Origin of the sequence: Marivita sp., assembly GCF_048006345.1 — a bacterium.
Taxonomy (GTDB): Bacteria; Pseudomonadota; Alphaproteobacteria; order Rhodobacterales; family Rhodobacteraceae; genus Marivita.
Map to the genome: position 1 here is coordinate 4,233,415 of NZ_CP180351.1, position 19,323 is coordinate 4,252,737.

Below are 19,323 nucleotides of genomic sequence, written 5' to 3' on the forward strand. Positions count from 1 at the left end.
AAGATGGCAGGAAGGCAACAGAGTTTACCATGGTTCAGCTGACGCTCCCCAAGAATTCGACCATCCGCACGGGCAAGACATGGCCCAAGCCTGAAGGTGCCACCAACATTCGTAAGTTCAGCATCTATCGCTGGAATCCGGATGACGGCGAAAACCCCCGTGTCGACACGTATTTCGTCGACATGGACAAATGTGGTCCGATGGTTCTGGATGCGCTGATCAAGATCAAGAACGAGATCGACCCGACGCTGACCTTCCGCCGGTCCTGCCGCGAAGGCATCTGCGGATCCTGCGCGATGAACATCGACGGGATCAACACGCTGGCCTGTATCTATGGCCTCGACGAGATCAAGGGCGACGTGAAGATCTATCCGCTGCCGCACATGCCGGTGGTCAAGGATTTGATCCCTGACCTGACGCATTTCTACGCGCAGCACGCGTCGATCATGCCGTGGCTGGAAACCAAGACAAACCGCCCTGCCAAGGAATGGAAGCAGTCCATCGAGGATCGCAAAAAGCTGGACGGTCTTTATGAATGCGTGATGTGCGCGTCCTGTTCGACATCCTGCCCGTCCTATTGGTGGAACGGCGACCGCTATCTTGGACCAGCCGCTTTGCTGCACGCCTATCGTTGGATCATCGACAGCCGTGACGAAGCCACCGGTGAGCGGTTGGACGAGCTGGAAGATCCGTTCAAGCTGTATCGCTGCCACACGATCATGAACTGCGCCAAGACCTGCCCGAAGGGTCTGAACCCGGCCAAGGCGATCGCCGAGATCAAGAAGATGATGGTCGAGCGGCACGTTTGATGGACGGCTGAACCGCGATTTTACCATCTGATAAAATTGGTGTGATAACGGGGCTGGTGATTGTGCCAGCCCCGTTTCGTTTTCCGCAGATTGGTTGCGTCGTATTCGATGAGATGACTACACAGGTCCCATGCCCCTCCTCCTGATCCTGCTCCTGCTCGGTGTGCTGGCTTACCTGTACTGGCGGCGCAGGACGACGACGTTGACGCGGGAATGTCGTTGGCGACGCACTGCACCGGGACAGTGGCGCTGTGCGTTCTGTGGAGCAGAGATGGCGTCGGATGATAGCCCTGTGCTGTGTTTGCGACGAGAACCCTGACCAAAAAAATTTTAGGCAGCGCAATATTTTCTATTGCACCAACTCGAATTCGACTCCATTTCCCCGCTTAGTGACGCCAACGCACGCGCCTCTGGCGAGGTGGGCAAGCAGGACCTGCACCCACGCGGTTACGTAGCGACGGTAACGTCTCTGAAAGAAGTGAGCGGTCTGTGCCGAGCAATCGGAATGGCCGGGTCTATTGGAGATGACCAATGAACGCATACGTAACCGGGCTTTCCGCCCGCGAAGAAACATCTGTCTCTCGTGCAGAGGCTTTCATCCTGAGCCACCGTTTTGAGCGTCCGACGCTCGTGATCGACACCCAAGCCGTTGCGCGCCAATATGCGGCTCTGGCACAGGGCTTGGGTCGTGCGCGGATCCACTATGCCGTCAAGGCGAACCCAGCGCCGGAAATCCTGCAAACGCTGGTTGCGCTGGGCAGCAACTTTGACGCGGCATCGCGGGCCGAGATCGAGATGTGCCTCACAGCTGGCGCGGACGCGTCGCGCGTGTCCTTCGGCAACACCATCAAACGTCCGTCCGACATCACCTGGGCGCATGAGATCGGGATCACGCATTTCGCCGCGGACTCGGAAGGAGAGCTGTACAAGCTGGCACAGCACGCGCCCGGTGCAGAGGTCTATATTCGCCTGATCGTGGGCTCGCTCCACGCCGACTGGCCGCTGTCGCGCAAGTTCGGCTGTGCGCTGGACAAGACGCCGTCGCTGTTCCGTCTGGCCATTGACCTCGGTCTCAAGCCGGTGGGCCTGTCCTTCCACGTCGGCTCGCAAACCCGCCGCGCCGAGATGTGGGGCGAAACGCTGGATCAGGTGGCAGAGGTTTGGCACGGGCTGAAGGCGGATGGGTTCGACCTGTCGCTGCTCAATATCGGTGGTGGGTTCCCGGCCTTCTACGGTCAGGAGCTTGACGCGCCGCAGACCTACGCGTCGGACGTGATGCGCCAGATTCACGATAAGTTCGGTGAGATCCCGTCGATCATGGCAGAGCCGGGCCGTGGCCTTGTGGCCGAAGCGGGTGCGATTGCTGCCGAAGTGCTGCTGGTGTCGCGCAAGTCGGACAGCGAGTTGCACCGTTGGGTGTATCTTGATATCGGCAAGTTCTCGGGCCTCGCGGAAACCATGGATGAGGCGATCCGCTACCAGTTCATCACCGACCATGACCACGAGCCGACAGGTGCCTGCATTCTGGCCGGTCCGTCCTGTGATAGCGCCGACGTGCTGTACGAAAAGCAGCCAGTGCAACTGCCACTGGGTCTGCAATCGGGCGACCGCATCGTGATCCGTAACTGCGGCGCCTATACATCGACCTATGCGTCGGTCGGCTTTAATGGCTTCCCGCCGCTGGATGTGATCGCGATCTGATCCTGCGCATCGCGCTGTCGAGACTCATTGAACGGTGTTACCCTCCCGCTATCTGCGGGAGGGCATCATGGCGGATATCACAGTACTGGTCGGCACCACCAAGGGCGCTTTTCTTCTGACATCTCAAGACGACCGTTCAGGCTGGACCTTGAGTGGCCCGCATTGCGAGGGCTGGACAATCAACCATGTCAGCGGTGATCCCGAGACCGGCCTGTTGGCGGCTGGTGGCGGGAACGACTGGTCCGGGGCCGGGGTGTTCGTGTCGCGGGACAGGGGCGTGACGTGGGACCTGACGAAGCTGACCAAGGGCCAGATGGACGAGTGGGCCGCCAATGATCCCGGTTTTGCCGCCATGATCGGCTGGGAGGATACGCCTGCACCGTTCGAGGGCCTCAAGGCGGTGTGGTCGGTGAAGTTCGCACATGGCGCATTGTATGCCGGGACCAATCCGGCGCAATTGCTGGTCAGCCGGGACGGTGGTGCGCAATTCGAGATGGTCGAGAGGATCTCGCAGCATCCGACGCGCGATACGTGGAACCCCGGTGCTGCGGGGATGGTGCTGCACACCATCGTTCCTGACCCCGATGTTCAGGAAAAGATGTGGATTGGGATCTCCGCTGCCGGTGTGTTCGCAACCGAGGATGGCGGCGCGACCTGGGAGCGGCGCAACCGGTTGTCGAATGCTGAAGCCTGTCAGGATCATCACCACCCGGCGGCGCCGTCAAATGGCGAGATCGGGCATTGCGTGCACAACATGGTTCGGGCTGGTGGCAGCGATCTGCTGTATCAACAGAACCACCACGGGGTCTGGCGATCACGTGATGGTGGCCGCCATTGGGACGACATCACCGAAGGGCTGCCGTCTACCTTTGGCTTTCCCGTTGCCGTGCATCCGCATGATCCGGATACGCTGTGGACACTGCCTTTGAACGGGGATTCCGCAGGGCGCTATCCACCTGATGCGGCGGCTGCCGTTTGGCGGTCTCGCGATGGTGGGGATACGTGGCAGGATTGTCGCGCAGGGCTTCCGCAGCAATGCTATTTCACCGTGTTGCGGCAGGCGATGGCGACGGATCAACGGGAGCAAGTGGGCATTTATTTCGGCACCAATTCCGGGTCGGTCTTTGCAAGCTTCGACGAAGGCGACAATTGGAACGAGATCGCGCGGCATTTGCCCACGGTTCTGTCAGTCGAGGTGTTGGACCGCGCGCATTAAACGGGGCTTGTGCATGACGTCGTCTGGTTCCAATCATGGCGGCATGACACATGTTCCTGAAGATGCCGAAGCCCGCCGCGCCATTGCGCCGGTGATCTGTTATCCCAACGACACGCTGCCGGTGCCGGACATGACGCTTTACGCGCGTGCTCTGGTCGGGGCCGAGGTGGTGGACGTGGTCATTGCCGCGCCGCGGGAGGCCTGTACCTTTCGTGTCCCTGCCGGATCGTTCTTTCGGATCGTGAGTGTGGATGGTCCGCAGGTGGGGGACCTCAACCTGTGGAACGCCCATGACCTGTCCGAGCGGTTTTATTCCGGCAAGACTCGCGCCCTGCACGGAACACATGTGACGACGGGCGAGCGGCTGTGGTCGTCCTTTCCGACGCTGCGCCCGATGGCGACGATCGTCGAGGACACGCTGAGCTGGTACGGGATCGACGCTTATGGCGGGTCGGTGCATGACGTCATTGGAACGCGCTGTGATCCGTATACCGGCAACTTGCTGTCGGGTGTGCAGTATCACCATTGCTGCCATTCAAACCTGACGCGGGCACTCGCGGATGCCACTGGTTTGTCTTTGGCAGAGGCAGAGCCGCATGTGCATGACGTGCTGAACGTGTTCATGTGTACCGGGTTCACGCGGGATACCGGGCAGTATTTCATGAAGGCCAGCCCAGTGCGGCCGGAAGACCACCTGACGTTCTTTGCCGAGATTGACCTGTTGGGCGCGCTGTCGGCCTGTCCTGGTGGGGATTGTTCAACCGAGCATACCAGCGATGTGGCAGCGTGCTATCCGTTGCGGGTTGAGGTTCTGAAACCTGCGGATGGGGCGTTGAATGGCTGGGCGTCACCACCGGCCAATGGCTATGACCGGAGCCACGGGCGCGGTTAGTCAGGTCGGCTGGTCTTGTCGTAGGGATGCGTGGCAAGAATTGTCCAGTACATCAGGTAGTGCAGAGCAATCGGGCCCAGAGTGATCGCGATGATCCAGTCGAGCGCGGTGCCGTGTCGGGCGGCAAGTTCGTTGAGCAGGATCAGGGCCACAAGCCGCACCACCTGCCAATTTGCAGCGTTGCGTTGGCCATCGGTCCAATCGCGCGCAAACCAACCGACCTTGTCGCCGGTTTCGTAGAAATAGAACACAACGATGAACAGGCAGAGATAGACTGCAATTGACAGTGTGAAGGCCGCCTGTGCCGCGGCCATAGACGGCAGCGCAATGGCAATTGCATAGGCCGCAAGCCAGATCAGGATCAGTTTGCCCCCGGCGTTTCTGATGCCAATGCGGTCATAGGTGTTGAGCGAGTCCGGCATTTTTACCGCGACAACCGCAACATGCCCGAACAACGCGCACATTACTGGCAGAACAAGGCCGATTTCCTTTAGGGCGGTTTGGTGATGTGCGGTGAGTGTGAAGAGCGAGAGGGTGATCACGCTGAACAGAAACAGCATCCGCGGGATTGGAACCCGGGTTGTCAGCAGGATGTATATATCAACGATCCAATTCGGCATTCATTCTGCGTGCCACAGGATTGTGGCGGAAATTGGAAAGGGCCGGGACATTATTGACTATCCCGGCCTTGGTCTTTGATTAGGCGAAAGCGGCGGTCAGCGCGATTTCTACCATATCACCGAAGCTGCGTTCGCGGTCTTCCGACGGCAAGGCTTCTCCAGTTTGCAGATGGTCGGAAACCGTCAGAACCGCCAAGGCGCGGACCGAGTGGCGGGCCGCGAGATTGTAGAGTTCGGCTGCTTCCATTTCGACGCCAAGAATACCGTGACGTGTCATCTGCTCGTTCAGGTCGGGGCGTTCGTCATAGAACACATCCGACGAATAGATGCCGCCGACATGCGTTTGGGTGCCTTTGGCTTCGGCAGCCGCAACAGCCGCCCGCAAAAGGCTCCAATCCGCACAGGGTGCGAAATTCAATTCCTTGAAAATCCCCCGTGACGGTGTGGACAACGTGCTTGCCGTCATGGCGATGATCACGTCGCGGATTCCGACATAGGGCTGCATCGCGCCGCACGATCCGATGCGAATGAGTGTCTTCGCGCCGTAATCGCGGATAAGTTCGTTGGCGTAAATGGACAGCGAGGGCATGCCCATTCCCGACCCCTGAATGGTGACCGGATGCCCGTTCCACGTTCCCGTGAAGCCGAGCATTCCGCGCACCTCGTTGACAAGTCGAGCATCTTTCAGAAAGGATTCCGCCGCCCATTTCGCGCGGTAGGGATCGCCGGGCATCAGCACGGTTTCGGCAATTTCACCCTTCTGCGTTCCGATATGAACGGTCATATCAGATCTTCAGGTCTTCCATGGTTTTGCCAGCGGCGAGCGCGTCGTTGACCCAATTCGGCTTGCGGCCTTTTCCTGTCCAGGTTTGCGACGCATCGGCTGGATTCTTGTATTTCGGTTCGCTTTTGGAGCCTTTTTTCGGCGACGTGCCCAAGAGTTCATCCAGTGAGAAACCGTATTCCTTGGCCGCAGACTCGGCGGCTTTTTTGGCCTCGGTCAAGCGGCGTGTTTCGATTGTTTTGAGTGCTTTTTCAGCGTCCTTGATCAGCTTTTTCAGCTCGTCTTTGGACATGTTGTTGAGATCAATGCTCATGCTAGTCTCCGAGTGGCTTTTGTTGTTTTTAATAAATGTGGGATACTCCTCTGCTGAATTAAGTCAATTCGAGAAGCATCTTTAGATAAAATTGGCGCCTCTTGGCGCAATACAGGGTTGACCAGGATTTAAAATATCGCAAGGGGGAGTTGTTTTGACGCTTAATAGCGTCAATTTCCCGCCATGGATTGCATCATTGCCGCCATGAAGCCGGACTCATCCATACGGTCCAACATGATGTCGGTGAGTCCGCATTCCTCGTTTGCCGAAATCGAAAAATCCTCGGAAATACCGTCCGGTAGGAAATCGGTGTTCTCGCCCATCGCTTCGAGTTCCATCTCGGCCATACGAGGAATGAAGGCTTCCATCTCGTCGAGCATTTCATCCACCGCCGAGGAACTGGAAGCAGCAACGAATTTGTCGAGCAGGCAGGCCCCGGCTGTACGGTATTCATCGTCCCATGCGCTATCTGGGATCGCGGCGCGCAAGGGTTCGGGATTGCCGCCCTGCTGTTCGACCATGCGGACCATCGCGTCGAACATGGCGTCGCTCATGCGCTCTGAAATGGTTTCGAGCCGGTCAAGCTGTGTTTCTGCCAGCGCAGCTACAGGGCATGCGGTGACAAGGGCGGCGACAATAAGCTGTTTCATCTATGCCTTTCCAAAAAAGAAAACGGGTACGATTTTCATCGTACCCGCAGATCTTGCATCGGGAAAGCTGGTTGCCAGGCTACTCGGCGGCCACGGCTTTTGGATCGGCCAATGTGACAATGTCCATCATGATCGCATTCAGTTCGAAATCCTTGGGCGTGTAGACCTTGGCCACACCCATCGCGCGCAGGCGTTTGGCGTCTTCGTCGGGGATAATGCCGCCGACGATGACCGGGATGTGGCCGAGGCCTGCATCGCGCATCTTGGTCATCATGTCCTCGACCAGCGGGATATGGCTGCCCGACAGGATCGACAGGCCGACCACATGAACTTCGTTTTCACGGGCGGCGGTGACAATTTGGTCTGGGGTGAGGCGGATGCCTTCGTAATCGATGTCCATGCCGCAATCGCGGGCGCGGAAGGCGATCTGTTCGGCACCATTGGAATGACCGTCGAGGCCCGGCTTGCCGACAAGGAACTTGAGGCGGCGACCCAGACGGTCGCTGACGGCGTTGACCGCTTCACGGATGTCGTCCAGTCCTTCGGTCTTGTTGGACACCGATTTCGACACGCCGGTCGGGCCACGGTATTCACCGAAGACAGCGCGCATCTCGCCGGCCCATTCGCCGGTGGTGACCCCGGCCTTGGCGCAGGCGATTGAGGCGGGCATGACGTTTGCGCCTTCCTTTGCAGCCGCGCGCAGATCGGCAAGGGCTTTTTGCACGGCATCACTGTCACGCTCTCCGCGCCATGCGTTCAGGCGGTTGATTTGCTCCTGCTCGACAGCTGGGTCGACGACCATGATGCCGCCGTCTTCGGTTTGGAGCGGGGAGGGTTCGCCTTCGACCCATTTGTTCACGCCGACGACGATGGTCTCGTTGCGTTCGATCTTGTTCAGGCGGTCGGCGTTTGAATCGACCAGACGGCCCTTCATGTATTCGATCGAGCCGATGGCGCCGCCCATGGAGTTGAGGTTGGCGAGTTCGGCGCGGGCGCCTTCCTTGAGTTGTTCGACCTTGGCATCAACAGCGGGGTTGCCGTCGAAGAGGTCGTCGAATTCCAGAAGGTCGGTTTCATAGGCGAGGATCTGTTGCATCCGCATCGACCATTGCTGGTCCCACGGGCGGGGCAGGCCAAGCGCCTCGTTCCACGCGGGAAGCTGCACTGCGCGTGCGCGGGCTTTCTTGGAGAGCGTGACAGCCAGCATCTCGATCAGGATGCGGTAGACGTTGTTTTCCGGCTGCTGTTCGGTCAAGCCCAGCGAGTTGACCTGAACGCCATAGCGGAAGCGGCGGTATTTCGCGTCGGTCACGCCGTAGCGCTGTTCCAGGATTTCGTCCCAGAGATCAACGAAGGCGCGCATCTTGCACATCTCAGTCACAAAGCGGATGCCTGCGTTGACGAAGAAGCTGATCCGACCGCAAAGCGCCGGGAAGTCTTCGGCTGGGACGCGGGGCTTCAATTCATCCAGAACGGCGATGGCGGTGGCGAGGGCGAATGAGAGTTCCTGTTCCGGCGTCGCGCCCGCTTCTTGCAGGTGGTAGGAACACACGTTCATCGGGTTCCATTTGGGGATATGGATGTAGCAGTATTCAGCCACGTCCCCGATCATCTTGAGCGACGGTTTCGGCGGGCAGATATAGGTGCCGCGCGACAGATACTCCTTGATCAGGTCGTTCTGTACGGTGCCTTGCAGTTGGCTGACATCTGCGCCCTGTTCCTCTGCCACGGCGACATAGAGCGCGAGCAGCCACGGGGCGGTCGCGTTGATCGTCATCGAGGTGTTCATCTGTTCCAGCGGGATCTGGTCGAAGAGTGTGCGCATGTCGCCCAGATGGCTGACGGGCACACCGACCTTGCCGACTTCGCCGCGTGCCAGAACGTGATCGCTGTCGTAGCCCGTCTGCGTGGGGAGGTCGAAGGCGACGGAGAGACCGGTCTGCCCTTTGGACAGGTTCGAGCGGTAGAGCGCGTTCGAGGCCTGCGCGGTCGAGTGTCCTGCATAGGTGCGGATAAGCCAGGGTTTGTCACGTGTGGCTGTCTGTGCGTCGGTCATGTCGGCTCCGTCAGGCGGGATTCGGGTGTGTAATCTTGTTGCGTCGTGCGATGCATACGCGAAACTTTATGTCGCTGTCAATTCGCCGCGCTGCGGCGTGGTTTTTGTTGCTGCGCGACAGCATATGCGACGGCTCTTGGTATAGAAAGCCAGTCGTTGTCGCATCGGAGCGACCGAGCACGTGCTTTGTCATTTACCCGGACCGGGTTCATTGCAAGAGTGTGCGCATGACCTCGCAGGTGACATTACCGCTTTGGGCCTTCGTTTTGATCCTGCTGTTCGCGGCAGTGACCTTTGCGTCGCATTTCCTGTTTCCGTCAGTGCGTTGGTTTTTTCGTCGGCGTATGGAGCGGGCCGTCAAAAAGCTGAACGAACGGCTTGAACGGCCCATCCAGCCTTTCAAACTGTTGCGGCGTCAGGACATGATCCAGCGACTGGTCTACGACCCTGAGATCACACAAGCGATTGTCGATCATGCCAAAGAGGAAGCGGTGCGCGAGGACGTGGCCTTTGAACGGGCGCGGCGTTACGCCAAGGAAATCGTGCCGTCCTTTTCGGCATGGGCCTATTTCGGTTTTGCCATTCGCGCAGCGCGGCTTCTGAGCACATCGCTTTATCGCGTGAGAATGGTGCATCAGGATTCGGGTCTGGCCAATGTCGATCCCGAGGCGACGGTGGTCTTTGTGATGAACCACCGATCCAACATGGATTATGTGCTGGTCACTTATCTGGCTGCGGATCGGTCGGCCTTGTCTTATGCGGTGGGGGAATGGGCCCGGGTCTGGCCGCTGTCGCGTTTGATCCGGGCGATGGGCGCGTATTTCATCCGGCGCAAATCACGCAATGATCTGTATCGCAAGGTCTTGGCGAAATACGTGCAGCAGGCGACCGGCGCTGGTGTGACACAGGCGGTGTTTCCCGAAGGTGGGCTGAGCCTTGATGGCAGTCTGGCTGCGCCCAAGGTCGGTATTCTGAAATACATCCTCGAAGGCGCGGAGGCGGCAAAGCGGGACGTGGTGTTTGTGCCGATTGCGCTGAACTATGACCGGGTTCTCGAGGATACCATCCTGATGCGTGCCCAAGCCAAGGGAGAGCGCAAATTCCGGGCGCGGATCAGTGTCGTGTTCCTCGCGATCCTGCGACAGATCTGGCTGCGGATCACCGGAAAGTTCCATCGCTTCGGCTATGCGGCGGTCAGCTTTGGAGAACCGCTGACACTCAGTCAGGTGCCGGAAGAGGACAGCACGCCGGACGCGATTTCCGCCACGATCATGGAGCGGATCGCGGCTGCGGTTCCGGTGCTGCCGGTTCCGTTGATTTCCTATCTGCTGCTGAAAAACGGCACCATGACGCGCGGCACTCTCGAAATCGCCTTTGCGGAGATGCTGAAACAGCTTGATACGGCGCTGGTGCATGTCCCGCGTAACAATCGTGACTATGCCGTCGAGTTCGGGCTGCGCAATCTCAGGGAACGGCGGATGGTCATTGAAGACGGGGACCAGATCAGCATTGCGCCGGACAAGGAATTGCTTGCGGGGTTCTATGCCAATTCCATCCGGCATCTGATGTGATCTCATTCTGCGCATGCAAAAATAATGCTGCAGTCGCTCGGTCATAAAATTACAAAATAGACCGAAATCTTGTTGCATAATTTCAAGAGGGGTCCTATTTCAGGGTCAGACGCCGCGATTCTGCATTGCGGCACGGAAAAACATGACTCTATGGAGGCTCCGATGGCACTGGACCAGCAGACCAGCATCGCGGCGTATGATGCGCCTGAGAAAGACTTGTACGAGATCGGCGAGATGCCCCCGCTCGGGTATGTGCCAAAGAAGATGTACGCATGGGCGATCCGCCGCGAGCGTCATGGTGAGCCCGAGCAGTCTTTCGAAGTCGAAGTGGTCGATACCTGGGAAATCGACAGCCACGAGGTTCTGGTACTCGTGATGGCTGCTGGTGTGAACTACAACGGTGTCTGGGCCGGTCTGGGTGTGCCGATCAGCCCGTTTGACGGCCACAAGCAGCCGTATCACATCGCTGGGTCCGATGCGTCGGGGATCGTCTGGAAGGTTGGCGACAAGGTGAAGCGCTGGAAAGTCGGCGATGAGGTGGTGATCCACTGTAATCAGGACGACGGCGATGATGAGGAATGCAACGGCGGCGACCCGATGTTCAGCCCGACGCAGCGCATCTGGGGTTATGAAACACCGGATGGATCGTTCTCGCAGTTCACGCGCGTTCAAGCCCAACAGTTGATGCCGCGCCCCAAGCACCTGACTTGGGAAGAAAGCGCCTGCTACACGCTCACACTTGCCACGGCCTACCGGATGCTGTTCGGCCACCAGCCCCATGAGTTGCGTCCCGGTCAGAACGTGTTGGTCTGGGGTGCGTCCGGTGGTCTGGGATCCTATGCGATCCAGTTGGCCAATACGGCGGGTGCCAATGCGATCGGCGTGATTTCGGACGAGGACAAGCGCGACTTCGTTATGTCGATGGGGGCCAAAGGCGTCATCAACCGGAAGGACTTCAACTGTTGGGGACAGCTGCCGACAGTGAACACGCCCGAATACAAGGAATGGTTCAACGAGGCCCGCAAGTTTGGCAAGGCGATCTGGGACATTACCGGCAAGGGCAATAACGTCGACATGGTGTTTGAACACCCGGGCGAATCGACCTTCCCGGTCTCGACGCTGGTCTGCAAAAAGGGTGGCATGGTCGTGATCTGCGCCGGCACCACAGGTTTCAACTGCACCTTCGACGTGCGCTATATGTGGATGCACCAGAAGCGTCTTCAGGGCTCGCACTTTGCGCATCTCAAGCAGGCTGCCTCGGCCAACCAGCTTATGGTCGAACGTCGTCTGGACCCCTGCATGTCAGAGGTTTTCCCGTGGAACGAGATCCCGCAGGCGCATACCAAGATGCTGCGCAATGAACACAAGCCCGGCAACATGGCGGTTCTCGTTCAAGCGCCCAAGACCGGGCTGCGCACATTCGAGGATGCGTTGGCGGCCAGATCGTAACGATCTGCTTACTTCTGAATGATAGAACAACCCCGCGGGCCACAAGGCGCGCGGGTTTTTCGCTTTTTTGGGGGCAAATCGAATGCTGCTGCCGCTATTTTTCCCTCACCATAATTGGGGAGTTGGAATCAGGGAGTTTGCCAAGAAATCGCCACATGCTATAGTTGCATTAACCATTTGTTAACCATCTGAGGGTGACTGTGTCGTGGGACATGACTGGATTATTGATGTGTTGACCGACCTCAAGACGTTCGCTGTTGCGAATGATCTGGATGCGCTGGCAGCCAAGCTTGACGATACGCAATTGGTGGCAGAAGCAGAGATCGGCGCGCGCGGTAAAGGGATAGACCGTGGGCTTCTTGGAACGAGTGCCGCAACTGGACGACGTGATCGCTCGGTTGGAGGGGACAGAGCGACTTGACGAGTTGCAAAGTATCATTGAATGGCTGCGCGATTACTACGCTGTCGATGATATGGTGTATCACTGGGTGTCCAGCAACGGCACGCAATATGGGTGTGGCACCTATGATCCGAAATGGGTCACCCGCTATCTGGAAAAGGGATATCTGCGCATAGATCCCGTTGTGATCGGGTGCTACCAGCGCTTCCATCCCGTCGATTGGAAGCGGCTTGACTGGTCGGGCAAGGCTGCGCGCGCCTTCATGCAGGACGCATTTGAGCACGGTATCGGCAATCAGGGGTATTCGATCCCAATCCGCGGACCGAACGGGCAGTTTGCCCTGTTTACGGTAAGTCACACCTGCGACGATGAAAAATGGCGCAACTTTACCGAGCTTAATCGGCGCGACCTGATCCTTTTTGCTCATTACTTCAACCAGACCGCGCTGCGGCTGGAACCGGGGCGCAAACCGGAACCCACGCAACCGCTGTCGCCGCGCGAGGTGGAAACCATGACGCTGTTGGCAGTTGGATACAGCCGCGCACAGGTCGCCGAAACACTGGCGATCTCGGAACACACTCTGCGGGTTTATATCGAAAGCGCCCGGTTCAAACTTGGTGCCATGAACACGACCCATGCCGTGGCGCGGGCGATGGCGCGGGGCCAGATTGTTGTCTGATCCGGGCTACCCGTTTCTAATTGGGAAACAACCCTCCGAACGCGGCGCAACGCACGCTGACTAAAGAACCGAGTCATCTTTGAACACGAGCGTGTCCCCCGGCAACGGAGGACATTTTCGTGATTCGATATCTTTACGCAGATCAATTGGCCAAGCACCCGCATTTGGCCCGCACCATGTTCGAAGATCGTGCAGACCAATTCAAGACCCGGCTCGGTTGGGATGTGACGGTGAATGCGAACGGGCAGGAGCGGGACGACTATGATGACTTCAATCCGCTCTATGTGATCTGGGAAACCGCGACCGGGGCGCATGGCGGGTCGATGCGGTTCCTGCCGACGACAGGACGGACGATGGTGAACGATCATTTCCTTGATCTGACAGATGGCGTGCCGTTTCAGAGCCCTTTCATTTGGGAATGTACGAGGTTCTGTCTGGCGCGCGGTGCCGAGCCTGGGACGGCGGCGGCCCTGATGCTTGCCGGAGGCGAGATCATGCAAGGGTTTGGGATAAAGCATTTTGTCGGCGTGTTCGATGCCCGGATGGTGCGGATCTATAATCGGATCGGCGCAGCACCCGAGGTTCTGGGCACACAAGGCGAAGGGCGGCAATCGATCAGCGTTGGACTTTGGGACTTCAGCGAAGCGGCGCAAACGCGGGTCTCGCGCGTGGCGGGCATCCCGTTGCAGGCCTCGCGCGGTTGGTTCACGGCGTCCTTTGGTGACGTGGTGCCGCAACAGGATGTTAGCGCCGCCTGACGCTGGTGCCTGATGCGCGGGCGCTATAGGGTCCGCGCATGACCTTGCCTGCGCTGACATATTCCGAAGATCAGGCCGCCGCGCATGATGCGGTGGCCGAGATGCTGCGCGAAGCGGGCATCGACCTTGACGATGGTCTTCTGCTGCCGCCGCGTGACGGCAAGACCAAGATCATGGCGATCACCGGCAAGGCGGGATCGGGTAAGACGCTGCTATTGGCCGAGCTGTGCAAGTCCTTGCAGGCGGCAGGTGTCGAGGTCGTTTCAGGCGATTACGAAGGCCGCAGACGCAAGGACCGACGGACGCTTGCGGTGCTGGCCCCGACCAACAAGGCGGCGTTCGTGCTGCGGATGCGCGGTGTGCCCGCGACGACCATTCACCGTATTCTCTATACGCCGGTCTATGACCCCGAATACGAGCGCATCGCCGAATGGCTGATGGGCAATGGCGACAAGCCCGAAATTGAAGGTTTGACCGAAGAGGCGCTCGCACGGGCGCAGGTCTCATACGAGTCGCACAAATCCGTTCCTGCCGCGTTGGCCGCGGCAGGTTTGCGAGGGTCGGATTTCATCACCGGCTGGAAACGGCGGGAAGACCCGTTGGACATCGGGTTTGTCGATGAAGCGTCAATGCTGGATGAGCGGCAGGTCGAGGACTTGCGCGAGATTTTCCCGAACCTGCTGCTTTTCGGCGATCCGGCACAGTTGGCCCCAGTGAACCAGTCCGGCAAGATGGTGTTTGAAACCCTGGCGCCCAGTCAGGTGCTTAACCTCAATCGCATACACCGACAGGACGCCGACAACCCGATCCTCGATCTGGCCCATGCCTTGGCTGATCCGAACCTGAGTTTTGAGGGTTTTGAGCGCATGGTCGAAGACATTGCCCGCACCGATGACCGCGTCGTCCTTGGCCAACGGGTCGAGGTTGATCTGATGGCGCGCTCACCGGTGCTGGTCTGGCGCAACGCGACGCGTATCCGTCTGATCAATGCGTTCCGGTCGGTCCATGGCGCGCCCGAGGATTCGCTGCTGGAAGGCGAGCCACTGATTTGTGACGGGCTGGAATTGCCGCTCAAGCACCGCAAGAAACGGTTGGACCTTGAGGCGCGGGGACTGATCAAAGGCGCGCAGGTGATTTACCTTGGGCCGGGTCGCAAGCCGGGATTTTCGCGGTTGCATGTGATCGGAGCCGAAGACCCACAGGTGTCGGCGGCGTCGATTGTGAAGATCGAAAAGCCGGACGAGGAAGAGCCGTTCATCCCATTTGCCGCCCGGATGGGGGCGACGTTCCTGCATGGGGCTGCAGTGACAATCCACAAAGCGCAGGGCTCGCAATGGGACGAGGTGCAGGTCTTCGCGCCCGACCTCTACGCGGCAGCCCGCATGGGGCGGAGTGAGGCGGGCCAGCCTTTGTGGAAACGTCTGGCCTATGTCGCGATCACGCGGGCGTCGAACCGCCTGTATTGGGTGGTGCGCAACCGCTTGTCGAAACCCACAGGGCCGTTGCAGGTTGATGATCTGAGGGCCGCCCCCGCGGCCCCCTTGGCGCTTGAAGTCGAAGCCGATTTCTAAAGTTTGACGATCTGCTTGCCTGTGTTGCCGCCCTTGAGCATGGCAATGAAGGCGTCCAGCGCGGTTTCCAGACCTTCGGCGATGTCTTCGAGATAGGCAATCTCACCCGCTGCGACCTTGGGGGCAACATCTTTGAGAAAGGCCGGGTATTGATCCCAATGGTCGAAGATGATGAAGCCCGACACCTGAAGACGTTTGACCAGAATGCTGCGCCACATGCCGGGAAGCTGGTTTTCGGGTGAGATGTTCGACCCGCCATACCAAGCGATCATGCCGCAGACCGGGATGCGCCCGTGCACGTTCATCAGCGGCATCACGGCCTCTAGCACCTGACCACCGACGTTTTCCCAGTAGATGTCCACGCCATCTGGTGCGACCTCGGCAATCGCGTTGCGCAGGGAGGACGCGTCGGCGTGGGCGCGGTGGTCGATGGCAGCGTCAAAGCCGAAGGTCTCAGTAGCCAGACGGCATTTCTCGGCACCTCCGGCAATGGCGATGGTGCGCAGGCCCATCTGTTTTGCCAATTGCCCGACCATGGACCCGACAGGTCCGGTGGCGGCACCGACAACCAGCGTTTCGCCCGCCTTGGGTTTTCCGAATTCCTTGAGGCCGACCCAGCCAGTCAGGCCGGGCATACCGAGAACACCAAGCGCGGTTGAAGGCGGCAGCGAAGGGTCAAGTTTACGCACGTCCTTGCCGGGCAGGCAGGCGTGACTGGCCCAGCCGGTCATGCCGGTCACGGTGTCACCTTCGGCAAACCCGTCAGCTTTGCTGGCAAGCACGCGGCCAACGCCCTGACCGGTCATGGTGCCGCCCAGATCGATCGAAGGCGCATAGCTTTTGACGTCATCCATCCGGCCGCGCATGTAGGGGTCGAGCGACAGGTGGGTGATTTCAATCAGCACCTCACCGTCGGAGGGCGCAGGCAGCGGGCCGGTTTCCAGTTTGAAATCCTCGGGCACAGGGGCGCCTTTGGGGCGGCGGGCCAGCGTGATGCGGGACATCGTGTCGGACATGGGATTGCTTCCTCACTGTTAGGGGTTGCGCGTGGTCGGTCGGATCACCAGTGTATCTGGAACGATAAGGCAGAAGGCAAGGGAGGGCTTGATGCACGGAATGATGATGAACCGACCGTTGTCGGTGATCGAACTGCTGCGCTACGCGGCGGAAATCCACAGCGCCGGGGAAATCGTGTCGGTTCGGACCGAGGGCGATCTGCACCGTCAGACCTATGCCGAGACCTTCAAACGCACGGCGCAACTGGCGCATGGGCTTGCGGCTTTGGGGGTCGAGCAGGGCGACCGTGTGGCGACACTGGCGTGGAACGGGTATCGCCATTTCGAGCTGTACTATGCGATTTCGGGCATGGGGGCCGTGTGCCACACGATCAACCCGCGCCTGTCTGCCGAGCAGATGCTTTACATCATCGGCCATGCCGTGGATCGGGTGCTGTTTGTCGACCTGACCTTTGTGCCGATCCTCGAGGCGCTCAAGGAGCATCTGCCTGCGGGCCTGACGTTGGTGGTGATGACCGATGCGGCGCATATGTCCGAGTCTTCGCTGGACCTGCAGTGTTACGAAGACCTGATTGCACCGCATCCGACCGAGTATGACTGGCCCGACCTGCCCGAAGAAACTGCGGCGGGGCTGTGCTATACCTCTGGCACGACAGGCAATCCCAAAGGCTCACTCTACACGCATCGCTCCACCGTGCTGCACGCGCTCTTCATCGCGGTGACGCTGCCGCGTTCCTTGCACGAAGGCGCGCGATTGTTGCCGGTCGTGCCAATGTTCCACGTCAATTCATGGGGCATGCCCTACGCCGCGCCCATCGTCGGGGCGTCGCTGATCATGCCGGGCGGCAAGCTGGACGGGCCGTCGCTTTATGATCTGATGGAGAGCGAAAAGGTCACGGCAAGCTGGGGCGTGCCCACCGTCTGGCTGGGTCTGCGGGCCGAGATCGAGGCGCGAGGCAAGCCCCCGTCGGCGTTGGATCAGGTGGTGATTGGTGGCTCTGCCGCGCCGCGCAGCATGATCGAGTTCTTCGAGGCGCGGGATGTGGATGTCTGTCATGCGTGGGGCATGACCGAGATGAGTCCGGTCGGCACCACAGGTCAGTTGCCGAACACCATGGCTGATACCCCGTTTTCCGACCGCATGGCGCGCAAAGCTTTGCAGGGGCGGCGCATTTTTGGAGTCGATCTCAAGATCGTGGGCGAAGACGGCCAGCGCCTGCCGCATGACGGTAAGGCGGTTGGCGAACTGTATGTGCGCGGGAACGGTGTCATTTCCGGGTACTTCAACAACGAGGATGCCACCAAAGCGGCGATTGATGCTGAAGGCTGGTTCGGCACTGGCGATGTGGCCAGCATTTCGCCCGATGGATACCTGAGCATTCAGGACCGGTCCAAGGACCTGATCAAGTCGGGGGGTGAATGGATCAGTTCGATTGATCTGGAAAACATCGCCATGTCCCATCCCGACGTGGCGAATTGCGCGGTGATCGCAATCGCGCATCCGAAATGGGACGAGCGACCGGTTCTGGTGGTTGTGCCGAAAGAGGGATGCAAGCCAAGCTTGGACGACTTCCATGCCTTGATGGAGCCGCACTTTGCCAAGTGGCAGTTGCCTGACGATCTGGTGTTCGTGGATGCGCTGCCTCTGACCGCGACGGGCAAGGTGTCCAAGCTCACCCTGCGTCAGCAGTTCGCCGATTACGTGCTGCCGGATGTCCGCTGACCTTTTGCGGAACATGCCGCCCAGCCTGTCGCGCTGGTACGAGATCGGGCAGGACCGGATCAACGCCTTTGCCGATGTGACCGAGGATTGGCAGTTCATCCATCTGGACGAAGAGCGCATGGCCCCGCAGGGCGGGACCATGGCACATGGGTTCCTGACCCTGTCGATGCTGTCGGCCATGTCCTATGACGTCCAGCCCGAGATCCCCGGCATGGTGCAGGGGTTGAATTACGGGTTTGACCGAATTCGTTTTGTCAGCCCGGTAAGGGCCGGGCAGCGGATACGCGGGCGGTTCAGCGTTGCGAATGTGGTGGAAAAGCCCGGGCGTTACGACGTGACATGGGACGTCACGGTCGAGATCGACGGGGCCGACCGCCCCGCCATCGTTGCCAAATGGATCAACGTGTTCGAGGTCGAGACTTAGACCGACGCCCGGATCGCCCGAATGTTCTCGCCATAGGGTGCGGGGTTGTCGACCGAGCCGCCTTTGAACACGGCAGAGCCTGCGACCAGTACGTCGGCACCTGCGGCGACGACAAGCGGAGCGGTCGAGGGATCGACCCCTCCGTCGATCTCGATATGCACTTCGCGGTCGCCGATCAACTCGCGCAGTTCGGTGACTTTCTGCACGCAGGAATGGATGAATTTCTGGCCGCCAAAGCCGGGGTTCACGGTCATGACGCAGATCAGGTCCACGAGATCGAGCAGGGGGGCAGCCGCCTCGGCCGGGGTGCCGGGGTTGAGGGCGAGGCCCGCTTTGGCACCCGTGGCGCGGATGGCCTGAAGCGTGCGGTGGATGTGTGGACCGGCCTCCACATGGGCTGTGATGACATCGGCACCGGCATCGGCGAAGGCCTGGATGTAGGGATCGACGGGTGCGATCATCAGGTGAACGTCCATCACCGTCTTGATGTGCGGGCGGATCGCGGCGCAGGTGGCGGGGCCGAAGGTGATGTTGGGCACGAAATGGCCGTCCATGACGTCGACGTGAATCCAATCGGCGCCCTGTGCTTCGACTGCCTCAATCTCGGCACCAAAGTTTGCGAAGTCGGCAGAGAGGATGGAGGGGGCGATTTTTACCGAACGGTCAAATTTCATGGCGGCAGCTCCTGACA

Annotated in this window: 18 protein-coding genes; 11 read left to right on the top strand and 7 right to left on the bottom strand. The window is 59.5% G+C overall.

The window, feature by feature from the left end; translation table 11 throughout:
* The first annotated feature begins 29 nt into the window (after positions 1–29).
* From ACMVPR_RS20585 to ACMVPR_RS20600, 4 genes are all read left to right on the top strand, one after another.
* A complete protein-coding gene (locus ACMVPR_RS20585; RefSeq protein WP_300584661.1) occupies positions 30–809 on the top strand; it encodes a succinate dehydrogenase iron-sulfur subunit in 780 nt (259 codons plus the stop codon).
* Between the two features lie 531 nt (positions 810–1,340).
* The gene (locus ACMVPR_RS20590) at positions 1,341–2,510 is read left to right on the top strand and encodes a type III PLP-dependent enzyme (RefSeq protein ID WP_416884383.1); all 1,170 of its coding nucleotides are present in this window, start codon (positions 1,341–1,343) and stop codon (positions 2,508–2,510) included.
* Between the two features lie 67 nt (positions 2,511–2,577).
* The gene (locus ACMVPR_RS20595) at positions 2,578–3,726 is read left to right on the top strand and encodes a WD40/YVTN/BNR-like repeat-containing protein (protein WP_416884384.1); all 1,149 of its coding nucleotides are present in this window, start codon (positions 2,578–2,580) and stop codon (positions 3,724–3,726) included.
* A gap of 43 nt (positions 3,727–3,769) precedes the next feature.
* Positions 3,770–4,618, top strand: a complete 849-nt coding sequence (locus ACMVPR_RS20600) for an urea carboxylase-associated family protein (RefSeq protein WP_416884691.1) — start codon at positions 3,770–3,772, stop codon at positions 4,616–4,618.
* Here the strand turns inward: ACMVPR_RS20600 and ACMVPR_RS20605 are convergent.
* The 5 genes from ACMVPR_RS20605 to ACMVPR_RS20625 form a co-directional block, all read right to left on the bottom strand.
* On the bottom strand, positions 4,615–5,238 hold the full coding sequence (locus ACMVPR_RS20605; protein ID WP_416884385.1) for a hypothetical protein: 624 nt from the start codon (positions 5,236–5,238) through the stop codon (positions 4,615–4,617). The genes ACMVPR_RS20600 and ACMVPR_RS20605 overlap by 4 nt on opposite strands.
* 79 nt (positions 5,239–5,317) lie before the next feature.
* Positions 5,318–6,022, bottom strand: a complete 705-nt coding sequence (gene deoD, locus ACMVPR_RS20610; protein ID WP_416884386.1) for a purine-nucleoside phosphorylase — start codon at positions 6,020–6,022, stop codon at positions 5,318–5,320.
* Between the two features lies 1 nt (position 6,023).
* Entirely contained in the window at positions 6,024–6,335 is a 312-nt protein-coding gene (locus tag ACMVPR_RS20615; RefSeq protein WP_416884387.1) for an H-NS family nucleoid-associated regulatory protein, read from the bottom strand.
* A gap of 170 nt (positions 6,336–6,505) precedes the next feature.
* Positions 6,506–6,985 (bottom strand): hypothetical protein, encoded by a 480-nt coding sequence (locus ACMVPR_RS20620; protein WP_416884388.1) that lies wholly within the window; start codon positions 6,983–6,985, stop codon positions 6,506–6,508.
* 79 nt (positions 6,986–7,064) lie between these two features.
* The gene (locus ACMVPR_RS20625; RefSeq protein WP_416884389.1) at positions 7,065–9,041 is read right to left on the bottom strand and encodes a methylmalonyl-CoA mutase family protein; all 1,977 of its coding nucleotides are present in this window, start codon (positions 9,039–9,041) and stop codon (positions 7,065–7,067) included.
* A gap of 227 nt (positions 9,042–9,268) precedes the next feature.
* On the opposite strand from ACMVPR_RS20625, the gene ACMVPR_RS20630 reads away from it, so the two are divergent.
* The 5 genes from ACMVPR_RS20630 (at position 9,269) to ACMVPR_RS20650 (ending at position 15,469) form a co-directional block, all read left to right on the top strand.
* Positions 9,269–10,612 carry a 1-acyl-sn-glycerol-3-phosphate acyltransferase gene (locus ACMVPR_RS20630; RefSeq protein ID WP_416884390.1) on the top strand — a complete coding sequence of 448 codons (1,344 nt, stop codon included), beginning with the start codon at positions 9,269–9,271 and terminating at the stop codon, positions 10,610–10,612.
* Between the two features lie 162 nt (positions 10,613–10,774).
* Positions 10,775–12,061: a crotonyl-CoA carboxylase/reductase gene (gene ccrA / locus ACMVPR_RS20635; RefSeq protein ID WP_416884391.1), complete on the top strand. Its 1,287-nt coding sequence runs from the start codon at positions 10,775–10,777 to the stop codon at positions 12,059–12,061.
* A 359-nt stretch (positions 12,062–12,420) separates the two neighbouring features.
* Entirely contained in the window at positions 12,421–13,140 is a 720-nt protein-coding gene (locus ACMVPR_RS20640; protein WP_416884692.1) for a helix-turn-helix transcriptional regulator, read from the top strand.
* Positions 13,141–13,259: 119 nt separating this feature from the next.
* Complete coding sequence (locus tag ACMVPR_RS20645; RefSeq protein WP_416884392.1) at positions 13,260–13,898, top strand: acyl-homoserine-lactone synthase; 639 nt, start codon at positions 13,260–13,262, stop codon at positions 13,896–13,898.
* Between the two features lie 38 nt (positions 13,899–13,936).
* Positions 13,937–15,469 (top strand): ATP-dependent DNA helicase, encoded by a 1,533-nt coding sequence (locus tag ACMVPR_RS20650; RefSeq protein WP_416884393.1) that lies wholly within the window; start codon positions 13,937–13,939, stop codon positions 15,467–15,469.
* On the opposite strand, the gene ACMVPR_RS20655 is transcribed toward ACMVPR_RS20650, so the two are convergent.
* The gene (locus ACMVPR_RS20655; protein WP_416884394.1) at positions 15,466–16,485 is read right to left on the bottom strand and encodes an NADP-dependent oxidoreductase; all 1,020 of its coding nucleotides are present in this window, start codon (positions 16,483–16,485) and stop codon (positions 15,466–15,468) included. The two genes, ACMVPR_RS20650 and ACMVPR_RS20655, sit on opposite strands and share 4 nt — an antisense overlap.
* Positions 16,486–16,576: 91 nt before the next feature.
* On the opposite strand from ACMVPR_RS20655, the gene ACMVPR_RS20660 reads away from it, so the two are divergent.
* Positions 16,577–18,208 carry a long-chain fatty acid--CoA ligase gene (locus ACMVPR_RS20660; RefSeq protein WP_416884395.1) on the top strand — a complete coding sequence of 544 codons (1,632 nt, stop codon included), beginning with the start codon at positions 16,577–16,579 and terminating at the stop codon, positions 18,206–18,208.
* The gene (locus ACMVPR_RS20665; protein ID WP_416884396.1) at positions 18,198–18,632 is read left to right on the top strand and encodes a MaoC family dehydratase; all 435 of its coding nucleotides are present in this window, start codon (positions 18,198–18,200) and stop codon (positions 18,630–18,632) included. The genes ACMVPR_RS20660 and ACMVPR_RS20665 overlap by 11 nt, the downstream gene beginning before the upstream one ends.
* On the opposite strand, the gene rpe is transcribed toward ACMVPR_RS20665, so the two are convergent.
* Positions 18,629–19,306, bottom strand: a complete 678-nt coding sequence (gene rpe, locus ACMVPR_RS20670) for a ribulose-phosphate 3-epimerase (protein WP_416884397.1) — start codon at positions 19,304–19,306, stop codon at positions 18,629–18,631. The two genes, ACMVPR_RS20665 and rpe, sit on opposite strands and share 4 nt — an antisense overlap.
* Between the last annotated feature and the right edge of the window lie 17 nt (positions 19,307–19,323).